General features: G+C 53.1%; 16 protein-coding genes. 10 read left to right on the forward strand and 6 right to left on the reverse strand.

The features are described from left to right. Positions 1–360 precede the first annotated feature (360 nt). The 4 genes from ACO0LH_RS09125 to ACO0LH_RS09140 all read left to right on the forward strand — a co-directional run bounded on the left by ACO0LH_RS09125 (position 361) and on the right by ACO0LH_RS09140 (position 3,282). A complete protein-coding gene (locus tag ACO0LH_RS09125) occupies positions 361–1,425 on the forward strand; it encodes a LacI family DNA-binding transcriptional regulator (RefSeq protein WP_422940763.1) in 1,065 nt (354 codons plus the stop codon). Between the two features lie 125 nt (positions 1,426–1,550). After that, a complete protein-coding gene (locus ACO0LH_RS09130) occupies positions 1,551–2,273 on the forward strand; it encodes a helix-turn-helix transcriptional regulator (RefSeq protein WP_422940764.1) in 723 nt (240 codons plus the stop codon). A 32-nt stretch (positions 2,274–2,305) separates the two neighbouring features. Continuing rightward, positions 2,306–2,731 (forward strand): VOC family protein, encoded by a 426-nt coding sequence (locus ACO0LH_RS09135; protein ID WP_422940765.1) that lies wholly within the window; start codon positions 2,306–2,308, stop codon positions 2,729–2,731. 257 nt (positions 2,732–2,988) lie between these two features. Further along, entirely contained in the window at positions 2,989–3,282 is a 294-nt protein-coding gene (locus tag ACO0LH_RS09140; protein WP_422940766.1) for a hypothetical protein, read from the forward strand. A gap of 1,014 nt (positions 3,283–4,296) precedes the next feature. Here the strand turns inward: ACO0LH_RS09140 and ACO0LH_RS09145 are convergent. Further along, positions 4,297–4,620 (reverse strand): hypothetical protein, encoded by a 324-nt coding sequence (locus tag ACO0LH_RS09145; RefSeq protein WP_422940767.1) that lies wholly within the window; start codon positions 4,618–4,620, stop codon positions 4,297–4,299. A gap of 86 nt (positions 4,621–4,706) precedes the next feature. After that, on the reverse strand, positions 4,707–5,048 hold the full coding sequence (locus ACO0LH_RS09150; RefSeq protein WP_422940768.1) for a hypothetical protein: 342 nt from the start codon (positions 5,046–5,048) through the stop codon (positions 4,707–4,709). A gap of 387 nt (positions 5,049–5,435) precedes the next feature. Here ACO0LH_RS09150 and ACO0LH_RS09155 point away from each other — a divergent pair, with 387 nt between their 5' ends. Genes ACO0LH_RS09155 through ACO0LH_RS09165 form a run of 3 tightly spaced genes read left to right on the forward strand, consistent with a single transcriptional unit; the run spans position 5,436 to position 11,253 of the window. Next, positions 5,436–8,645: an efflux RND transporter permease subunit gene (locus ACO0LH_RS09155; RefSeq protein ID WP_422941165.1), complete on the forward strand. Its 3,210-nt coding sequence runs from the start codon at positions 5,436–5,438 to the stop codon at positions 8,643–8,645. Beyond that, entirely contained in the window at positions 8,642–9,841 is a 1,200-nt protein-coding gene (locus tag ACO0LH_RS09160) for an efflux RND transporter periplasmic adaptor subunit (RefSeq protein WP_422940769.1), read from the forward strand. The genes ACO0LH_RS09155 and ACO0LH_RS09160 overlap by 4 nt, the downstream gene beginning before the upstream one ends. Then, on the forward strand, positions 9,838–11,253 hold the full coding sequence (locus tag ACO0LH_RS09165; protein WP_422940770.1) for an efflux transporter outer membrane subunit: 1,416 nt from the start codon (positions 9,838–9,840) through the stop codon (positions 11,251–11,253). Before ACO0LH_RS09160 ends, ACO0LH_RS09165 begins: the two co-directional genes overlap by 4 nt. Positions 11,254–11,516: 263 nt before the next feature. Here ACO0LH_RS09165 and ACO0LH_RS09170 read toward each other — a convergent pair whose 3' ends face one another. The 4 genes from ACO0LH_RS09170 to ACO0LH_RS09185 are packed head-to-tail and all read right to left on the reverse strand — an operon-like array spanning position 11,517 to position 15,082. After that, positions 11,517–12,170 carry an ABC-type transport auxiliary lipoprotein family protein gene (locus tag ACO0LH_RS09170; RefSeq protein ID WP_422940771.1) on the reverse strand — a complete coding sequence of 218 codons (654 nt, stop codon included), beginning with the start codon at positions 12,168–12,170 and terminating at the stop codon, positions 11,517–11,519. After that, complete coding sequence (locus tag ACO0LH_RS09175; RefSeq protein ID WP_422940772.1) at positions 12,167–13,105, reverse strand: MlaD family protein; 939 nt, start codon at positions 13,103–13,105, stop codon at positions 12,167–12,169. Before ACO0LH_RS09175 ends, ACO0LH_RS09170 begins: the two co-directional genes overlap by 4 nt. A gap of 7 nt (positions 13,106–13,112) precedes the next feature. Further along, positions 13,113–13,949 (reverse strand): ABC transporter ATP-binding protein, encoded by an 837-nt coding sequence (locus tag ACO0LH_RS09180; protein WP_422940773.1) that lies wholly within the window; start codon positions 13,947–13,949, stop codon positions 13,113–13,115. Then, positions 13,949–15,082 (reverse strand): MlaE family ABC transporter permease, encoded by a 1,134-nt coding sequence (locus ACO0LH_RS09185; protein WP_422940774.1) that lies wholly within the window; start codon positions 15,080–15,082, stop codon positions 13,949–13,951. Before ACO0LH_RS09185 ends, ACO0LH_RS09180 begins: the two co-directional genes overlap by 1 nt. A 165-nt stretch (positions 15,083–15,247) precedes the next feature. On the opposite strand from ACO0LH_RS09185, the gene ACO0LH_RS09190 reads away from it, so the two are divergent. The 3 genes from ACO0LH_RS09190 (at position 15,248) to ACO0LH_RS09200 (ending at position 17,148) form a co-directional block, all read left to right on the forward strand. Further along, positions 15,248–15,370, forward strand: a complete 123-nt coding sequence (locus ACO0LH_RS09190; protein ID WP_422940775.1) for a hypothetical protein — start codon at positions 15,248–15,250, stop codon at positions 15,368–15,370. Positions 15,371–16,081: 711 nt separating this feature from the next. Continuing rightward, the gene (locus ACO0LH_RS09195) at positions 16,082–16,228 is read left to right on the forward strand and encodes a lmo0937 family membrane protein (protein ID WP_422940776.1); all 147 of its coding nucleotides are present in this window, start codon (positions 16,082–16,084) and stop codon (positions 16,226–16,228) included. 59 nt (positions 16,229–16,287) lie between these two features. Further along, positions 16,288–17,148, forward strand: coding sequence for a YihY/virulence factor BrkB family protein (locus tag ACO0LH_RS09200; protein WP_422940777.1), 861 nt, complete (start codon positions 16,288–16,290; stop codon positions 17,146–17,148). Positions 17,149–17,259: the final 111 nt, after the last annotated feature.

Raw genomic sequence — 17,259 nt, forward strand, 5'->3', positions numbered from 1 at the left:
TGGTGATGAAAGTTGCCGGATCTTTTGATCTCTGGGGAATTAGTTAATTATCTATGAAAATGGGGCTTTTATATCGAACTTCATGAAGTGATAGCCAATTCCCTTACCGGGAAAAATGTATGTGTTTTTTTGCGCACAAGTTTTCTTTGATTATTTTTTCTTGTCATAAATCATATGAAATGCTATGTTTAAATAAAATAAACATCATTTTCAATCATTTTAGAAATAATAAAATGAATGGGGCTGACAGCGTTTTTCATTACTGACGACGGGAAAAGCAGCAAGCGATAGTGCGCGCCTTGTAAAATGGTGTCCAGCAATGATGAGCGCCATCCGGCAAGCCATCACCAGGGAAAGCATATGGAAAAAAAGAAAAACGATTTGCCGGAATTGCGTACTTTACGCACACAGAATGATGATGATCTGACCGTCAGTGGTGCCACCCTGATTGATGTCGCCAAGGTCGCTGGCGTATCACCGATTACCGTATCACGGGCGCTGAACCAGCCGCAACTGGTTCGCCCCAATACCGTCGCCAGGGTGCAGGCAGCGGTGCAGCAGACCGGCTATGTCAAAAACATGATGGCCGGGGCGCTGGCGTCCAACCGCAGCAAACTGGTGTCCCTGGTGCTGCCTACTATCTCCACCCCCATATTTGCCGACATGGTGCAAGCCGCCAGTGACCATCTGACGCAGCATGGTTACCAGGTGCTGCTGGGCTTGTCCAGCTATGAAGTGTGGCGCGAAGAAATTCTGGTCGAAACCATTCTCAGCCGCCGCCCTGACGGCATTATCCTGACCGGTTCTGTCCACACCGACAGCACGCGCCGTCGCCTGCAGGCAGCACGTGTGCCCGTGGTGGAAACCTGGGACATGACAGCATCCCCCATCGACATGATGATAGGTTTCTCGCATGAAGATGTAGGCCATGCCATTGCCCAGCATTTGCTTGAACGCGGTTATCGCCGTATCACCATCCTGACCATGCCAGACCCGCGCGCCACCCGCCGCAATCAGGGCCTGCAAGCCGCCTTGGCCAAGCAGGGCATACAGGTTGCCGCTGTGCAGGTAATGCCATTGCCATCGACCTTCCAGCTGGGGCGGGAAGGCGCTGCAACCCTGCTGGAAAGCTGTCCTGATCTCGATGCCATCGTCTGTAGTTCAGACACCCTCGCGCATGGCGTACTGACCGAAGCCATCAGCCGCGGTCTGCAAGTGCCTCAGCAAATCGCCGTCATGGGATTTGGCGACCTCAACTTTGCCGCGCATACGCATCCACCTCTGTCCACGGTCAGGGTCGATGGCAGCAACATCGGCAGGCTGGCGGCACAGGCGATTCTCGACAGGGTCGATGCTGGCAACAAACCCGTCGCGTCGAAAGTGACAGACACCGGGTTTCAATTGATACAGCGTGGCAGCACCTGACTGGTACGTGAAGAGGCGGGTTGGGCATGCCCTAATGTCGCCGTTCACCCCTCTGCCTCTGTCTTTTGAAATGAGCTCTGAACAGGTGCGATGCGCATGACTGCTTCACTTGGTATGATGTGCGCATGTCCAGATCGGAACGTCTATTCAAACTCTTGCAAGTACTGCGTCGCCACCGACGCCCGGTGAGTGGCATTACGCTCGCGGGTGAAGTGGGCGTCAGCATACGCACCCTCTATCGGGATATCGCCACTCTGCAGGCGCAGGGCGCTGGCATCGAAGGCGAACCAGGCATAGGCTATGTCATGAAACCCGGCTTCATGTTGCCACCCATGATGTTTGGTGCGGAAGAACTGGATGCACTGGTACTGGGCATACGTCTGGTTGTGCAGCGGGGCGACGCCACGCTGGCCCAGGGTGCATTGCTGGCGCTGTCAAAGATCAATGCCGTCCTGCCGGCAGAACTACGGCATGAACTGGAAGGATCTGGGTTGCTGGTGGGGGCTGGCGAACAGACCTTGCAACACGAGGTGACGCCGGCACTGTTGCGGCAGGCCATACGCTACGAGCGCAAGCTTTTGATTACCTACCTTGACCCGGCAGGTGTGCAGACCCAGCGCACAGTGTGGCCATTTGCACTGGTTTATTTTGACAAGGTGCGGGTGCTGATGACCTGGTGCGAACTCCGCCAGGGCTTTCGTCATTTTCGATCAGACCGCATCAGCCAGGCTGAAATCCTTGACCAGCGTTACCCAAGGCATAAACAGGCGCTGTTACGCGAATGGCGCAAGACTGAACACGTCGTCGGCCAAAGCCTACTGCCAGAAACTGACAGCATCTCTGGATAGAATGAAGTTCCATTCACCTGAGAAAGAACATCATGTCAGTCAAAGCAATCCCCCATCTGAACTTCCGCAACAGTGCCCGCCAGGCGCTGAGCTTCTATCACACCGTTTTTGGCGGCAATCTTTCCATCATCAGCTATCAGGATGCGGGCAATGTCACCGACCCTGCCGAGGCCAACAATGTCATGTGGGGCCAGGTCGTATCCGACAGCGGCTTTCGTGTGATGGCCTATGATGTGCCTGGGCATACCACATGGGAACAAGGCGACAAGTCTGTCTTTGTGGTCGTCGAGGCCGATACCGCAGAAGAGATTACCGCCTATTGGGAAAAACTCAGCGGCGATTCCACCATCCTGCAAGCCCTGGCACCCGCCCAGTGGGCGTCGCTTTATGGCATGCTGAAAGACTGTTTTGGCGTGGTCTGGGTGATGAACGTAGTCAGCCCTTACCAGGCATCGTGATCGGTGATCAAGGCAAGGTCATATTGACCTGCCCATATCGCTGAATGAAATGAGCTCATGTATGTAAGTTGTGCATGAGCTTGTCTTGCGTGTCGAGTCATTCCGACTATAACAATTGATTACAGCGTGTTTTGCTCGTAAATCCAATACACGCATTCGCACCAGATATTGCGCATGGCGGGAAAAGCATTTAAGCTCGGTAAAATATCTTTAGCTTCAAATCAGGGAGAGTTTGCTAATTGAGAATATTGCAGAAAATGTTTTTCTTTACCCTCGCGGGGCTTTGCTTTTTCGGGCATAGCATTGCTCAGGACAAAATCATCATCGATCATGCAAAGCCAATAGCTGCAAAGTTCCGCATGTCTGCAGCTGAATTTAAGATAAGTTATCTGGCCTACAATGAAATGATTAAGTTTCTGAATAAGAATAGTGAGGACATAGAAGACGCTTATCGTCACATAGATAATCATGATGTTGACATCGTCATCAAGAAATCTTCCTATGAAGTTATTTTTTATCGTCATGCATGGAATGGTTTGGCGGCGATGTGACCTTCAAGTTCAATAAAAATACATTCGCGCTTGAAGATGCAATAAGGATGAAATAATCTTGAAAATCTGATTTGTGAGGTCGTTTGTATTTCTGCAAGGCTTGGTAATAGGTATTTCAGATAAACGCAGATAAAAAATCTCAATACGCGTTTCTTATCTGGTTGACTGCGATTGCTATACTGCCTTTTGCAGTTCATTTTATTGCCTTGCAAAGTGAAGAATTCAAGGCTGCAAAAGATTATTTGTCCACTTCAAAAAAGCTCGCTGAAATAACAGGCGAGTCATTTCCTGCCATCGACCTTGGTTTGAAGAGTTTTACCTGAGACAAGGTAATACTGAAAAAGAAGCTTTGAGCAAGGCTTTCCTTACGATGTCCGTAAAAACAAATTCTGCCGAAATATTGGTCTACACAAATCTTGAGTTTGACGCCGGTGTCTGGGCAGTAAAATCTGCCCGAGTCAACAACAAGACGAAGCCCGATCTTGAATTATTAGATTAGCCAGGTTGGAACTCTTCAAAAAGCGTAAAAATGATATGAAAGTTTTTTTCGAATTATTGAAAGGCTTACACGCTGTTTTGTTGTTTGGTTTATGTGTGTATATACCCTTTGCGTCCCTGAAAAATACCTTATTGGTGGGACTATATTTTATTTTAGTCGACGCCTGCTCTAGAGTGAAAAAACATATGTCTGCTCCTGAGAAAAAATAGACTGGCTAGGTGACTGATAGTGGCTGTGAATGCATTGCCTTATGTGGCATGCTAGTTCTAATATTTTTCCGGCAGCATTTTCATGTTGACTTTCAATAGCATTATCGCTGGTTCGGTGCGTAACGTCGCTCCCTATTAAACCACCGATGAATTGATTGCGCAGGGTATGACTAGCTTGTTTTACCTAATCGCTTGGGAATGCTGATATCAATCACGCCATCGGGTAACTCTGAATAAATTAGTATTAGCACAGTGTGTCGTTAACTTCGGGGCTAAAATGAAATATCAGATCGTGGCACAGTCACTTTACTCTAAAGGGTTTTCAAGGACGTATTGCGACAAATCAAATTCAGATACGCCAGGAGCACCTGCTTCTAACCACGCTGAAAAATCTTCGGGGAACGAGTTAAACCATTTTCCATCCTTCCGAAGGGAGCCAGATTTGTTGCCAAATTCGGCGACAAATCTTAGGTGATGAATTGTCATCACCCACAAAGTACCTAACTCACGATCTGTAGGTGAACCTTCAGAATTTGGACTGTTATAGCTTGATTCACCTTCCATGATCATCAGCAAATCTAAGGCTCTACCGTTTTCCAACATTTTTTTTATTAGCTCAATTTTTTCCATCAGGACGATCACTTAATAAGAAAACGTAGCGGTATATGGTCATCCAATTGGATGGTAAAGAGTTGGGTGCAGTCTTATCCCTCACATCAGGGCAGCACGGCCATAGCATCGCCATGCAGATATACCGTGAAAAATTTTATGCAAATTAAAGAGTACTTGAATGACTGAGATTTTTCTTTTTTTAACACCCCCACAACGGTGGCGTTATTACAATAGCCGTAGTGGCCTCCCGCCAATCCTGGAATTCTCGGCGCCATGTATTTCTCTAAATCTGGGTAATCTATGAATATCGCTTCATCGATATTATCTCTGCAATCCTTGGATTCGATGAAGTATCCGACGCCACGCTTCATGACGAATATGCCATCAATGCTTACCTCTGTATCTATTAGCAAGGAACTGTTTTTTAAAATCTCACTCACTTTCATGGCTACTCCGCTAAGACGACTTGGCATATGTTACTTGTTCGATGATTTCTTGTGCGAACTCTTCAGTAGATAAAATACTAAGTAACAGTGTCCAAATCAGCCTGCATAGGCATGTGCATGATTTCCGACCTGCTTCGGTGTGGCAGGGGAACTACTCCTGGCAACAGTACCCGGCAACATCCTGTAGAGGCCATGGAAACCCGGCACTCATGAGCTATATTCATATGCTTATGCGGATTATCTATCTTATCAACACAGCTGATCTGCTTTATGATCTGTCACGTCCAGTGTCTTTGGTGATGATGCCGTGCGGCCTGGTTTTTCTGTAATTTCCCTTATTTTCCAGCTACCGGGGCCTTTTGGCCTCAGGCATCGGAGTTGAATGTGCTGATTGATGCTGTCCGTGTCGCCTTGCGACGTCCTTATACTTTCGTCGTGATGGCGCTGGTCATCCTGATCGTTGGCCCGCTGGCTGCCTTGCGCACGCCGACCGATATTTTCCCTGAGATACGCATGCCGGTGATTGCCGTGGCCTGGCAATATACGGGGCTACCGCCGGATCAGATGGCGGGGCGGATTTCCACGTTATTCCAGCGCAGCCTGACGACCACGGTCAATGATATTGAGCATATTGAAGCCAATACCTACCTCGGTGTCAGCGTGGTCAAGATTTTCTTCCAGCCGGGGGTGAATATTGCGGTGGCGAATGCGCAGGTCACGGCGATTTCGCAAGTGGCCTTGCGGCAGATGCCTGCCGGGACGACACCGCCACTGATCCTGAACTATAACGCGGCGACCGTGCCCATCCTGCAACTGGCTCTGTCTGGCTTGGGCATGTCTGAACAAAGTCTGTTTGACCTGGGCATGAATACCGTGCGTACCCCGCTGGTGACTGTGCCTGGTGCAGCGATACCCTTGCCCTACGGCGGCAAGCAGCGCCAGGTACAGATTGATCTGAAACCTGCGGCTTTGCAGGCGCGCGGTCTGTCAGCGCAGGATGTGGCAACCGCGCTGGCGGTACAAAACGTGCTGGTGCCAGTCGGCACGCAAAAGATAGACAGCTTCGAATATACGATACAGCTCAACAGTGCGCCGTCTGCGCTGGAAGAGCTGGCGCGCATGCCAGTCAAGGTCATCAACGGCAGCACCATTTATCTGCGTGACGTGGCCGATGTGCATGACGGTAATGCACCGCAAACCAATATCGTGCATGTGGATGGCGGTCGCTCCGTGCTGATGTCGGTCTTGAAGAACGGTTCGGCTTCGACTCTGGCGATTGTGGATAATATACGCGCCAAGCTGGTGACGCTGAAACCATCGTGGCCCGACGCTCTGAAGGTAGTAGCCATCAATGACCAGTCGCTGTTCGTACGTGCGGCCATCCGTGGCGTGGCGCTGGAAGGCGCGATTGCGGCAGCCCTGACCAGCGTGATGATCTTGTTGTTTCTGGGGAGCTGGCGTTCAACCGTCATCATCGCGATTTCCATCCCGCTGTCTATCCTGGGTTCCATCATTGCGCTGGCCGCCTTTGGTGAAACCCTGAACCTGATGACACTGGGCGGCCTGGCGCTGGCTGTGGGTATCCTCGTCGATGATGCGACGGTGACGATAGAAAACATCAACTGGCACCTGGAGCAGGGCAAGGATGTGGAAACCTCCATCCTTGATGGTGCGCAACAAATCGTCACACCAGCCTTTGTATCGCTGCTGTGTATCTGCATCGTGTTCATTCCCATGTTTTTCCTGGAGGGGGTATCGCGCTTCCTGTTCGTGCCTATGGCAGAAGCAGTGATTTTTGCGATGGTCTGCTCCTTCATATTGTCGCGTACCCTGGTGCCGACAATGGCGAATTACCTCTTGCATGCCCATACTGCTGATGACGTCCACGGTGAACATGGCGTGCCTTCGCGCAATCCGCTGGTGCGTTTCCAGCGTGGCTTTGAAGTGCGTTTTGAACACCTGCGTGAGGGTTATCGCGGCTTGCTGCAAAGTGCCGTAAACCGTCGTCAACCTTTTATCGTGGGCTTCCTGGCGGTGGTGCTGCTGTCGTTTATCCTGTTGCCTTTTATCGGTAGCAATTTCTTCCCGTCGGTGGATTCCGGGCAGATATTGATGCATGCGCGCACGCCAGTTGGTACACGGGTGGAAGAAACCGCCGCCCGCTTTGGCCGTATCGAACAGGCCATACGCCGCATCATACCGTCAGAAGAAATCATCACGATGGTCGATAACATCGGCCTGCCACCGAGCAGTATTAATCTCACTTATAACAATACCGGTGTCATGGGTTCGCAGGATGGCGATTTCCAGATTGCGCTGCGCGAAGGTCACAGGCCCACGGCAGAATATGTGCGTGAACTGCGTGAAGCGCTGCCACGTGATTTCCCTGATACGACCTTTTCTTTCCCACCCGCCGATATCGTCAGCCAGATCTTGAACTTTGGCGCACCGGCACCGATCGATGTGCAAATACGCGGCAACAATATTGACGGCAATTTCGCCTATGCGCAGCAAATGCTGAAGCGCATAAAAGCGATACCTGGTGTGGCCGATGCGCGTATCCAGCAATCCAACAAGGCACCGGTATTCAATGTCAATGTTGACCGTACCCAGGCACAGTTGCTGGGCCTGACGACACGCGATGTCATCAACAGCCTGGTTGTCAACCTTGCTGGCAGCAGCCAGGTGGCACCAACATTCTGGTTGAACCCGGTCAATGGTGTCAGCTACCCTATCGTCATGCAGACCCCGCAATATGAACTTGGTTCGCTGGCATCGCTCGCCAACCTGCCAGTCGGCAATGGTGTGACTGCCGATGCTGCCACCCTGGGCGGGCTGGCCAGTTTCGAGCGGGATACCGGCAGTGCGCTGGTCAGCCAGTACGATGTGCAAAACATGGTACAGATCCACGCTGCCACGCAGGACCGTGACCTCGGTGCGGTTGCCGATGAAATCCGTCGCACCGTGGCAGACATGGCGGGCAGTGCACCCAAGGGTACGACCGTGCAGTTGCTGGGTCAGGCGCGTACGATGGACCGCGCATTTTCTGGCCTGCTGTTTGGTTTGCTGGGTGCGATTGTGCTGATCTACCTGCTCATCGTCGTCAACTTCCAGTCTTGGCTGGACCCGGCGGTTATCGTGTCCGGCCTGCCGGCGGCATTGGCCGGCATAGTCTGGATGCTGTTTGCCACCCACACCACCCTGTCGGTGCCTGCATTGACCGGCGCCATCATGTGCATGGGCGTGGCGACAGCCAACAGCGTGCTGGTGGTCAGTTTTGCGCGTGAACGCCTGGCTGAACTGGGCGACGCCACAGCAGCGGCGCTGGACGCCGGTTTTGTACGCTTCCGCCCCGTATTGATGACAGCACTGGCGATGATTATCGGCATGTTACCCATGGCACTGGGCCTGGGCGAGGGCGGCGAGCAAAATGCACCGCTGGGCCGCGCCGTTATTGGTGGTCTGATCTTCGCCACCGTTGCTACCCTTGTTTTTGTTCCCGTGGTCTTCAGCCTCGTGCATGACCGGGAATCCCGCCGCGCTAAATCCTTGCCATCAGCGCCGCCACAAACTGTTGCCGGAGTTTCTTATTCATGAAAACTGATTCATCATCCCCTCGCTCACCAGCTTCTTATAAACTGCTGGGCATCTCGCTAGCCGTGATTGCCGTCATTGTTGTCGTGGCTGGCGTGGCAACCCGCCGCTCACAAGCCGGGCAAATCAAGGAGCGCGCAACGGAAGCCACCGTGCCAACAGTGTCGCTGGTGTCCAGCGCCAACAACGGTGCAGCCAAATTTGAACTGCCAGCCCGCATTGAAGCCTGGGCCCGCGTGCCCATCTATGCACGCGTTAGCGGTTACCTCAAAAACTGGTCTGTCGATATCGGCGGCACCGTCAAGGCTGGCCAGCTATTGGCAGAAATCGATACCCCCGATCTTGACCAGCAATTGCTGCAAGCCCAGGCTGAGGCCAATAATGCGCGCAGCAACCTGGCACTGGCCACCAGCACCGCCAAACGCTGGCAATCATTGCTGGCCAGCGATGCCGTATCAAAGCAGGAAGCCGATGAAAAAGCCGGTGACCTGGCAGGCAAGCAATCCGCAGTCAATGCCTTGCAGGCCAATGTAGAAAGAGTGCAGGCATTAAAACGCTATACCCGCCTGACTGCGCCGTTTGCCGGCGTCGTCACGGCGCGCAATACCGATACCGGTGCGCTCATCAACGTTGGTGGTGCACCCGGCAGCGAATTGTTTGTGGTGTCTGATATCCAGCGTTTGCGCGTGTATGTCAACGTCCCGCAAAGCCAGGTCGCGATGGTGCATGTGGGTGGTGTGGCCCAACTTAGTGTGCGCGAAAGACCGGGCCGTACCTATGCCGCGACGGTGCAGTCTCTCGCGCAGGCGATTGATCCGCGGTCAGGCGCCATGCTGGTACAGCTCGCAGTAGAAAACCAGAACAAAGAGCTGCTGCCAGGTGGCTTTGCCACCCTCAGCTTCGAGACTGCCGTCAACACCAACAGCCTTAACTTGCCGCCAGCTGCGCTGATTTTTGGCAAGAATGGTACACAGGTCGCTACGCTGGGCAGTGATAACCGGGTCTTGCTGAAACCGGTCACCATCGCCCGTGATTTTGGCAGCCTCATCGAAATCGCTGGTGGCATAGACCGCAATGACCGCGTCATCAACAGCCCGCCGGATGGCATCAGCACTGGTGAACTGGTACGCTTGTCTGCCGATAGCGGCAAGGCAGCAAATATACCTAACACGCCCAACCCCGCAAAGGCCAAGCCATGAGGTGCTACATTGTCGCTGCCCTGTCGGTCTGGGGTGCGGGTTGCACTCAGCTACCCACAGTGCAGGCACCTGTGATGCCGGTGGCTGCAAGCTATAAAGAAGCCCAGGCCTCCACAGCGGCACTGACAGCAGAAACTGCCCAGCCCTCGCAAGACTGGTGGTTACTGTTTAATGATGCCGAACTCAATGGCTTGCAGCAGCGCCTGATCGCCAACAGCCCTGATCTGGCCAGCGCACTGGCACGTTATCGCCAGGCGCAGGCTGCCACCGCGCAATTGCGTGCCACTGAATTGCCAACGCTGACGACGTCCTTGAATGTGCAACGTGACCGCCAGTCTGAACGTCGCCCTCTGCGTGTGCTGGGCCCGACTTCACCCAATGATTACAATAGCGCCACGCTGGGGTTCGATCTTGAATATGAAATCGATCTCTGGGGTCGTGTACGTGAACAGGTCAATGCCGGTGTTGCTGAAGAAAAAGCCGCCAGGGCTGACCTGGCCGCCGCCCGCCTGTCACTCCAGGCCACGCTAACAGATTCTCTGATCGCCTTGCGCGGTTTTGATGAAGAAGCAACCATGCTCAACGACACCATGGCTGCTTACAGCCGCGCTGTTGACATGATCAACCGCCGCCATGATGAAGGCATTGCCTCTGGCCTTGATGTAGCCCGCGTACAGGCGCAACTGCAATCAGCACGTTCACAGGTACAGCAAGTGCAGGCACAACGTGCCGTCATGGAGCATGCGATCGCTGCGCTGGTGGGCGCGAATGCATCCAGTTTCAGCATCGCACCCCGCGTCGTGCCGGCGGTGACGCCAGCGATACCCCTGGGCGTGCCATCGGCCTTGCTGCAACGCCGTCCGGATATCGCAGCCGCGCAATTGCGCGTGGCCGCCGCCGGGGCCAAAGTGGGCGTGGCGCAAGCGTCGTTTTTTCCGGCACTGACCTTAAGTGCCCTCGGTGGTTTTCAGAGCAGTGACATGGCGAAGTTCATCAGCATGCCCAATCTGTTCTGGGCAGTTGGACCGACACTGGCAACCAGCCTGTTTGATGGTGGCCGTCGCAAGGCCCAGGTCGCTGGCGCCGAAGCCGTCCTTGACGAAGCAGGGCAGCGCTACCGTATGACCGTGCTGGGCGCTTTCCAGCAAGTCGAAGACCAGCTTGCCCTGCTCAATCATTATGGTGAAGCCGCCAAAGAAGAAAGCCTGGGCGCATTAGCCGCGCAGCGCGCGTTGGACCTCGCCGATATCCGTTATAAACAGGGTGCCGTCAGTTACCTCGACGTCATTGTCGCCCAGACCAATGCCTTGCAAGCCCAGCGCAGCAAGCGTGATCTCAATACCCGCCAGCGCCGCGCAGCAGTACAACTGGTCAGGGCGCTGGGTGGTGGCTGGTCAGTGACGGCGGAATAGGAGAAGTCCGGGTAACGGCAATCTCAAGACCCAAAAGTACGCCACGGAGAAACAGGACACAGAGAAGTGCGGCGATAAGTTTGCTTTACGCCACATTTCGATGTGGCCCTGGCTTCCAAAGTGAGCGGTGTGTCAGTTATTTTAAGCTTCATATGCGAAGGATAGCCATCATTTATTTTGTACGTTAATACAGAATTTCTCTGTGCCCAGGTTGTACCCCAATTCCTCTGGGTTTTCTGGCATTCAACTCGAATACACGCCCGTCATTTCTTGCTTCGTCCCGCTACCGCTTCGCTACAAAATACCGCCAGATCTGCCACCACTTTTTGCACCGCCTGATTGCTGGCAACGACGCCGCCATACGGGTCGTCGCTGGGCGCAGCAATGCGGATGTCAAATTCACGCCAGGCGACAATATCGCGACTGGTGGCGGTAGATAAATAGGCGCGCAGTGTGAAATGGATCTGACTTGGGCTGCTGAAAAATTCCTGTTGCAGACGTTTCACTTCCAGGTCCAGCCGGTAATCGGCATTGGCGATACTGGGCGCCTGCATGACCGCCTTGAAGCTGCCGCTGCCTTCCAGCGCTGCCACGACCAGCGGCGGCAACATTGCAGCCGGTGGTTTGATCCACTGGCTTTCACGGAAGTACTCAAGCTGGTGCGCAGTGCGTACGTAGATCATCTGCGCACTGTCAAAACCGGCGTCGGCATGGGGGGTACTGACGATGATGCTGGGCGCATTGGCCGCTACCGGCGCTGGCGTAGTACTGCTTAGCCTGGTAGCAGCTTCATCAAGGGTATAGATGGAAGACGGCGGCACATTGGCCGGTTGCAATGCCGAGCAGGCGCTTAACGTGCACAGCAACAGGGCGGCAGCGGCAGTGCTGGTCATGCTGCGTAAGGATAAATTGATCATGGTGTTTTCTTCTCTCCTGGTCCATATGGTACGGGCTGGCGGCCCCGTATCAGGCTGCTGGGGTTTTGTTCGGTCTGTTCTGCCAGACGTTTTAAAGAGGTGGACAGGGCATTCATTTCTACCAGCAGACGGTTCAGTTCTGGCAGGGTGTCGCCGGTCAACTGGCGTACGCCACCACCCAGGTCATCCACGGTTTTCTTCGCGCTGTTGCTGGCGGCGCCGGCTTCTTTCGCCATCTTGTCGACGGAATCCGCGGCTTTGCCGATGCGGGCAATGACGGCATCCAGCTGGTCCGTGGCACGCGCTGTGTTTGCAGTCGTTCTTGCCGCATTGGAGATGCCCGTGCTCATGGCGTTTTTCTGCGCTGCCAAGGTACTCATCACTGTAGATGTATCAATCAATATCTTGCTTAAGGCCGTGCGGTTTTCCACATTCAGGATGGCGTTGACATTGGCTGCCGTGCGGTCTACGTTGGCCAGCACAGAACTCAGCACATTCTCCAGCCGTGCACTGAGTGATGCCTTGGTACGTATCAGCGGGTAGGGATGGTCATCGGTGGCGACCAGCACAGCGGCGTTGCGAGAGCCACCGCTCAGTTCCACATAGGCGATACCGGTCAGGCCCTGCGTCTTCAGCACTGCTTCGGTATCGGTCTTGACCGGTGTGCCTTCTTCAATGGCAAATACCAGGTGTACCTGCTGCGGGTTGTCAGGGTCAAGTTTGATGGCTCGCACTTTGCCTACATCCACGCCCAGGTATTTGACTGGGGCATCCACATTCAGGCCAGCCACCGATTCATTGATGACAGCCAGGTACAGCGCATAATGTTTTTGTTTCCCGAGTCCTACCGACAGCCACAAGATGCCTGCCACCAGCAAGGAAGCAAGCACCAGTACAAAGGCACCGACAGCAGCATAATTGACTTTGGTTTCCATAATGTTTCTACTTTTTCTGAGATGGTGTTGACGTGGGTGCTAAAGTTACTGCCGGCTCTGCGGTAGGCGTATGACTGGCTGCCTGTTCCTGCGCCGCACGCCCACGTGCCCCATCAAAATATTCCCGGATGATAGGGTGTTCCAGTTTTGATAATTCTTCCATTGAGCCTATGGCCAGCACTTTTTTCTCTCCCAATACAGCAACTCGGGTGGTGACCTGCCACAGCAAATCGAGGTCATGGGTAATCATTACTATCGTTGGCCGGTATAAGGCATGCAGGCTGCGTACCAGTGTATCCAGGCCAGTCGCGCTTGCCGGGTCCAACCCGGCGGTGGGCTCATCAAGGAATAACAATTCAGGGTCCAGCGCGAGCGCGCGTGCCAGTGCGGCGCGCTTTAACATGCCACCACTCAGTTCGGCCGGGTAGCGCTTGCCGGCCGCCGGTTCCAGCCCGCTCAGAGACAATTTCCAGGCAGCGATTTCGTCTATCAGTTGCTCATCCAGATCAGTATGCTCGCGCAGTGGCAAGCCTATGTTTTCCAGCACCGTCAGGGTGCTGAACAGGCCGCCTTTCTGAAACATCACGCCGCAGCGCTGGCGTAACAGGTTGGCACCGTCGTCGGATACCTGCGCCAGGTTCTGGTCAAACACGGTGATTGACCCTGAATCTGGTGTATGCAATAAAATCAGTTCACGTAGCAGTGTGGACTTGCCTGAGCCGCTGCCACCGACGATGGCCAGTATTTCGCCGCGGCGTATATCGAGGTCCAGATCCTGGTGTACGACCTTGTCACCAAATCGGGTGCAAACCTTGCGCATTTCTATGACATTGTCTGCATTCATTACAAATCCAGGAGATTAAAGATGACAGAGAAGACCGCATCAAGCACGATGACGGTAAAAATTGCCTGCACCACGCTGCGGGTGGTCTGGCGGCCTACACTGTCGGCGTTGCCTTCGGTACGAAAACCCTGGTAACAACCGATGATGGCGATCACCAGCGCGAACACCGCCGATTTGCCAACGCCCAGCAGCAGGGTCTTCAAGGGTATCTCGCTGGCGAAGCGCTCCAGAAATTCATGGAAACCCACTCCCAGTTGCGAGCTGGCCATGACCATGCCACCAAACACGCCTATCAGGTCGGCAAAGACAGTCAGCAGTGGCAACGCCACCATCAGCGCCAGCAATTTGGGAATGACGAGCAAATCGATAGGGACGATGCCTATGGTCTGCATGGCATCGATTTCTTCGGTCACCACCATCGTGCCTATCTGCGCCGCATAGGCTGAACCAGAGCGCCCGGCAATGATGATGGCCGTAATCAACGGTGCAAATTCGCGCAGCATGGAATAGCCGACCAGCTCCACCACAAAAATGTTTGCACCATAGTGCTTGAGCTGATCGGCGCCCTGATAAGCGACTACGATGCCCAGCAAAAATGCGGTAACGCCGACGATAGGTAAGGCTTCAAAGCCAGCTACCTGGATATTGTGCAGGATAGTGCGGCCACGCCAGCGGCGCGGATGCCGCAATACACTCAGCAAAGTGACGCTGATCTGTCCAATAAAACTTAACAGCGCCAGCTGCTCTTGAATATTTGTGACGGCAGTTTTGCCCAGTCTTTCCAGCAGCGATGGCGGCTTGATGACGTCAGTGGCCGGTGCCACTGGTACCTCGCTGACATTGTCCAGCAATTTCTGGTGACTGGCAGGCCAGGACAGCAGTTTGATTTTCACCCCTGAATCACGCAGTTTCTTCAGGCGTGCCTGCAAGATCCATGCACCTACGGTATCGATTTTCTGTATCTGCTGACCATCGAGTTGCAAGATGGTTTCATCATGCGCATGACGTAGTAATAAAGTATCGAGCTGCCGGTTGATGCGACCCAGATTGCGCGCTGTCCAGCTGCCTGACAGCGTCATGACGCCGGAGGAAGCCTGGGTAATCGCAGCAGGGGTATTCGGTATGGATGGCATGCCGTGCGCAGTCGAATGATAGTGACGCCAGCGTATCCCCGTCCTTTTTTTTCATCTGTACGTCAGCGTACAATAGATGGCTAATATATGAATAATAGCTGAAGATTTTCAGATATTTTTTCAGGTTTTTGATAATGGCAAAAATTCTGCTACAGAAAATCTGTCATGAATGACCATCATATGACAGAGACGGAAAACAGGTTTTTATATGGAGCAGGAAGTGACTATGATGCGCATCAATTAAAAAATCCTGTTGCGCTCAATCTTGTCATTCTTCAACTCGCGTGAAAAGGCAGTGATTTGCAGGGATAGGCTCTTATATGTAGGCCTGTAGATGACTATCTGAACAAAGTGACCAACGCATTGCACAGCAGCGTCGCATGTGTTGCCCAGCTTCTTGCTAACACCACATTCACACAAAACCACTCCAGCGACTTAACAGTAACAACAGTAACTTGCCGTAACTTTAGGTAACTGTAATGCCTCGCCGCGCCGTAGCATGCCAGAACGGTTTTGTGTCAAGGCAGTATCTATTATTTGTCGTTATGATGTCGCATGCAAGAAAACATTTCTGTGCGTTAGCGTACGAACATTCACAAAATTTGCACCGTCCAGTGATTGGAAACCACACTCGATATGGGAGTGCCTCATCTTGTTGTCTGGAGGTTAATAGCTCACGCCAAGCTCACGACATAGCCGACTACATAACTGCTGACAGTGGGCCTCAATACAAAAAATTGCCACAGCCCTACTAATGTGTGTTGGCGAACAGACTCTTTGCTGCAAGATGTTCAGAATCGAAGTCGATTGCATAGGTGTTTGGTGGGAGATAAAGCCTTGTGCAAGCGCTGTTTTAACAGGACAAAAAAAGCTGTGCCAATAAAAATATCTGCACTGCTTTTTGCAGCTTGTAATCATCGTAATGACAGTCATATGACTGGTATGACGCTCTGATAACGCAAGCAGTTAAGTCTTTAACCACTTTTTGAAAGAAAAATCATGCTCTATACAATCGCTGTCGTCTTAATCATTCTGTGGCTGCTTGGCATGGTGTCGGCTTATACCATCGGTGGCTTTATCCACGTCTTGCTCGTTATCGCGGTCATCATGATTCTGTTGCGTCTGATCAGTGGTCGAGGGGTCTGACGAGTGTGCCAGGCAATTTTGTACCTTTGTTAAGCAGTAAACTGCGTCCACCCGCATCAATGCGTTTGATGTGGGGGATGGTCAGCCGAACCATAGAAGAGTGGTTGCGCCATCGGGCATCCAGCAAGGGTGCGGCGCTGGCGTTTTATACCCTGTTTTCAATGGCCCCCATCCTGGTGTTGGTGTTGGCTGTCGCGGGCTTCTTTTATGGTAAGCAGGCTGCCCAGGGGGAATTGTTTAGCCAGATACAGGGTCTTGTTGGCCGCAGTAGTGCGGAGGCCATACAGGCTTTGCTGGCGGGTGCGCGCAACCCGGCTGACGGTAGGCTGGCAACCATCGTTGCCAGCCTGTTGTTGCTGGTGGGCGCGACCAGCGTGTTTGCCGAGCTGAAAGACAGCCTTGACGAAATCTGGCAAGTACCACCGCGCAGTACGGCCGGCTGGTGGCGCTTTTTGCGTACTCGCCTGCTGTCTTTCGGGCTGATACTGGTGCTGGCTTTTTTGATGCTGGTATCACTGGTGATCAGCGCCGTATTGGTCGCACTGGAAAACTACTGGGGTGGCAGCCGTGTGGCCGTGGCGTTGGTGTTTTTGCCTTTGTCGTCGATGCTTAGTTTTGCCGTCATTGCCTGCCTGTTTGCGGTGATCTTCAAGATGTTGCCCCAAGTGCGCCTGTCATGGCACGATGTTTGGACAGGGGCGCTGGGTACTGCAGGGCTGTTTTCCATAGGCAAATATGGCATTGGTGTCTATATCGGCAATAGTGGGGTCGCCAGCAGCTTTGGTGCGGCTGGTTCTATGATTGCTTTATTGCTATGGGTTTACTATTCTGCCCAGATTTTTTTGCTGGGTGCTGAGTTCACCCGGCAATATGCCTATACCCTGGGTAGCCTCAAAAACCAGGCCAAATTGCCACCTTAGAAACGAAGCCAGCTAACAATCTGTGATAGTTGACTTCGCCATTGTCAGTCTGACATATGGTAAATTGTTGTTGGTGCAATTGATGGAATCCGGTTTGGCAGGTTTGGTGTT

It is taken from the genome of Undibacterium sp. TJN19 (genome assembly GCF_049339485.1).
Lineage (GTDB): Bacteria > Pseudomonadota > Gammaproteobacteria > Burkholderiales > Burkholderiaceae_D > Undibacterium.

Bases quoted from the DNA above. Each gene is read 5' to 3' on its own strand.
- ACO0LH_RS09165 (WP_422940770.1), top strand. From the start codon at position 9,838: ATGAGGTGCTACATTGTCGCTGCCCTGTCGGTCTGGGGTGCGGGTTGC.
- ACO0LH_RS09140 (WP_422940766.1), top strand. From the start codon at position 2,989: ATGTTTTTCTTTACCCTCGCGGGGCTTTGCTTTTTCGGGCATAGCATT.
- ACO0LH_RS09175 (WP_422940772.1), bottom strand. From the start codon at position 13,105: ATGGAAACCAAAGTCAATTATGCTGCTGTCGGTGCCTTTGTACTGGTG.
- ACO0LH_RS09135 (WP_422940765.1), top strand. From the start codon at position 2,306: ATGTCAGTCAAAGCAATCCCCCATCTGAACTTCCGCAACAGTGCCCGC.
- ACO0LH_RS09125 (WP_422940763.1), top strand. From the start codon at position 361: ATGGAAAAAAAGAAAAACGATTTGCCGGAATTGCGTACTTTACGCACA.
- ACO0LH_RS09150 (WP_422940768.1), bottom strand. From the start codon at position 5,048: ATGAAAGTGAGTGAGATTTTAAAAAACAGTTCCTTGCTAATAGATACA.
- ACO0LH_RS09130 (WP_422940764.1), top strand. From the start codon at position 1,551: ATGTCCAGATCGGAACGTCTATTCAAACTCTTGCAAGTACTGCGTCGC.
- ACO0LH_RS09195 (WP_422940776.1), top strand. From the start codon at position 16,082: ATGCTCTATACAATCGCTGTCGTCTTAATCATTCTGTGGCTGCTTGGC.
- ACO0LH_RS09145 (WP_422940767.1), bottom strand. From the start codon at position 4,620: ATGGAAAAAATTGAGCTAATAAAAAAAATGTTGGAAAACGGTAGAGCC.
- ACO0LH_RS09190 (WP_422940775.1), top strand. From the start codon at position 15,248: ATGAATGACCATCATATGACAGAGACGGAAAACAGGTTTTTATATGGA.
- ACO0LH_RS09170 (WP_422940771.1), bottom strand. From the start codon at position 12,170: ATGATCAATTTATCCTTACGCAGCATGACCAGCACTGCCGCTGCCGCC.
- ACO0LH_RS09200 (WP_422940777.1), top strand. From the start codon at position 16,288: ATGCGTTTGATGTGGGGGATGGTCAGCCGAACCATAGAAGAGTGGTTG.
- ACO0LH_RS09160 (WP_422940769.1), top strand. From the start codon at position 8,642: ATGAAAACTGATTCATCATCCCCTCGCTCACCAGCTTCTTATAAACTG.
- ACO0LH_RS09180 (WP_422940773.1), bottom strand. From the start codon at position 13,949: ATGAATGCAGACAATGTCATAGAAATGCGCAAGGTTTGCACCCGATTT.
- ACO0LH_RS09185 (WP_422940774.1), bottom strand. From the start codon at position 15,082: ATGCCATCCATACCGAATACCCCTGCTGCGATTACCCAGGCTTCCTCC.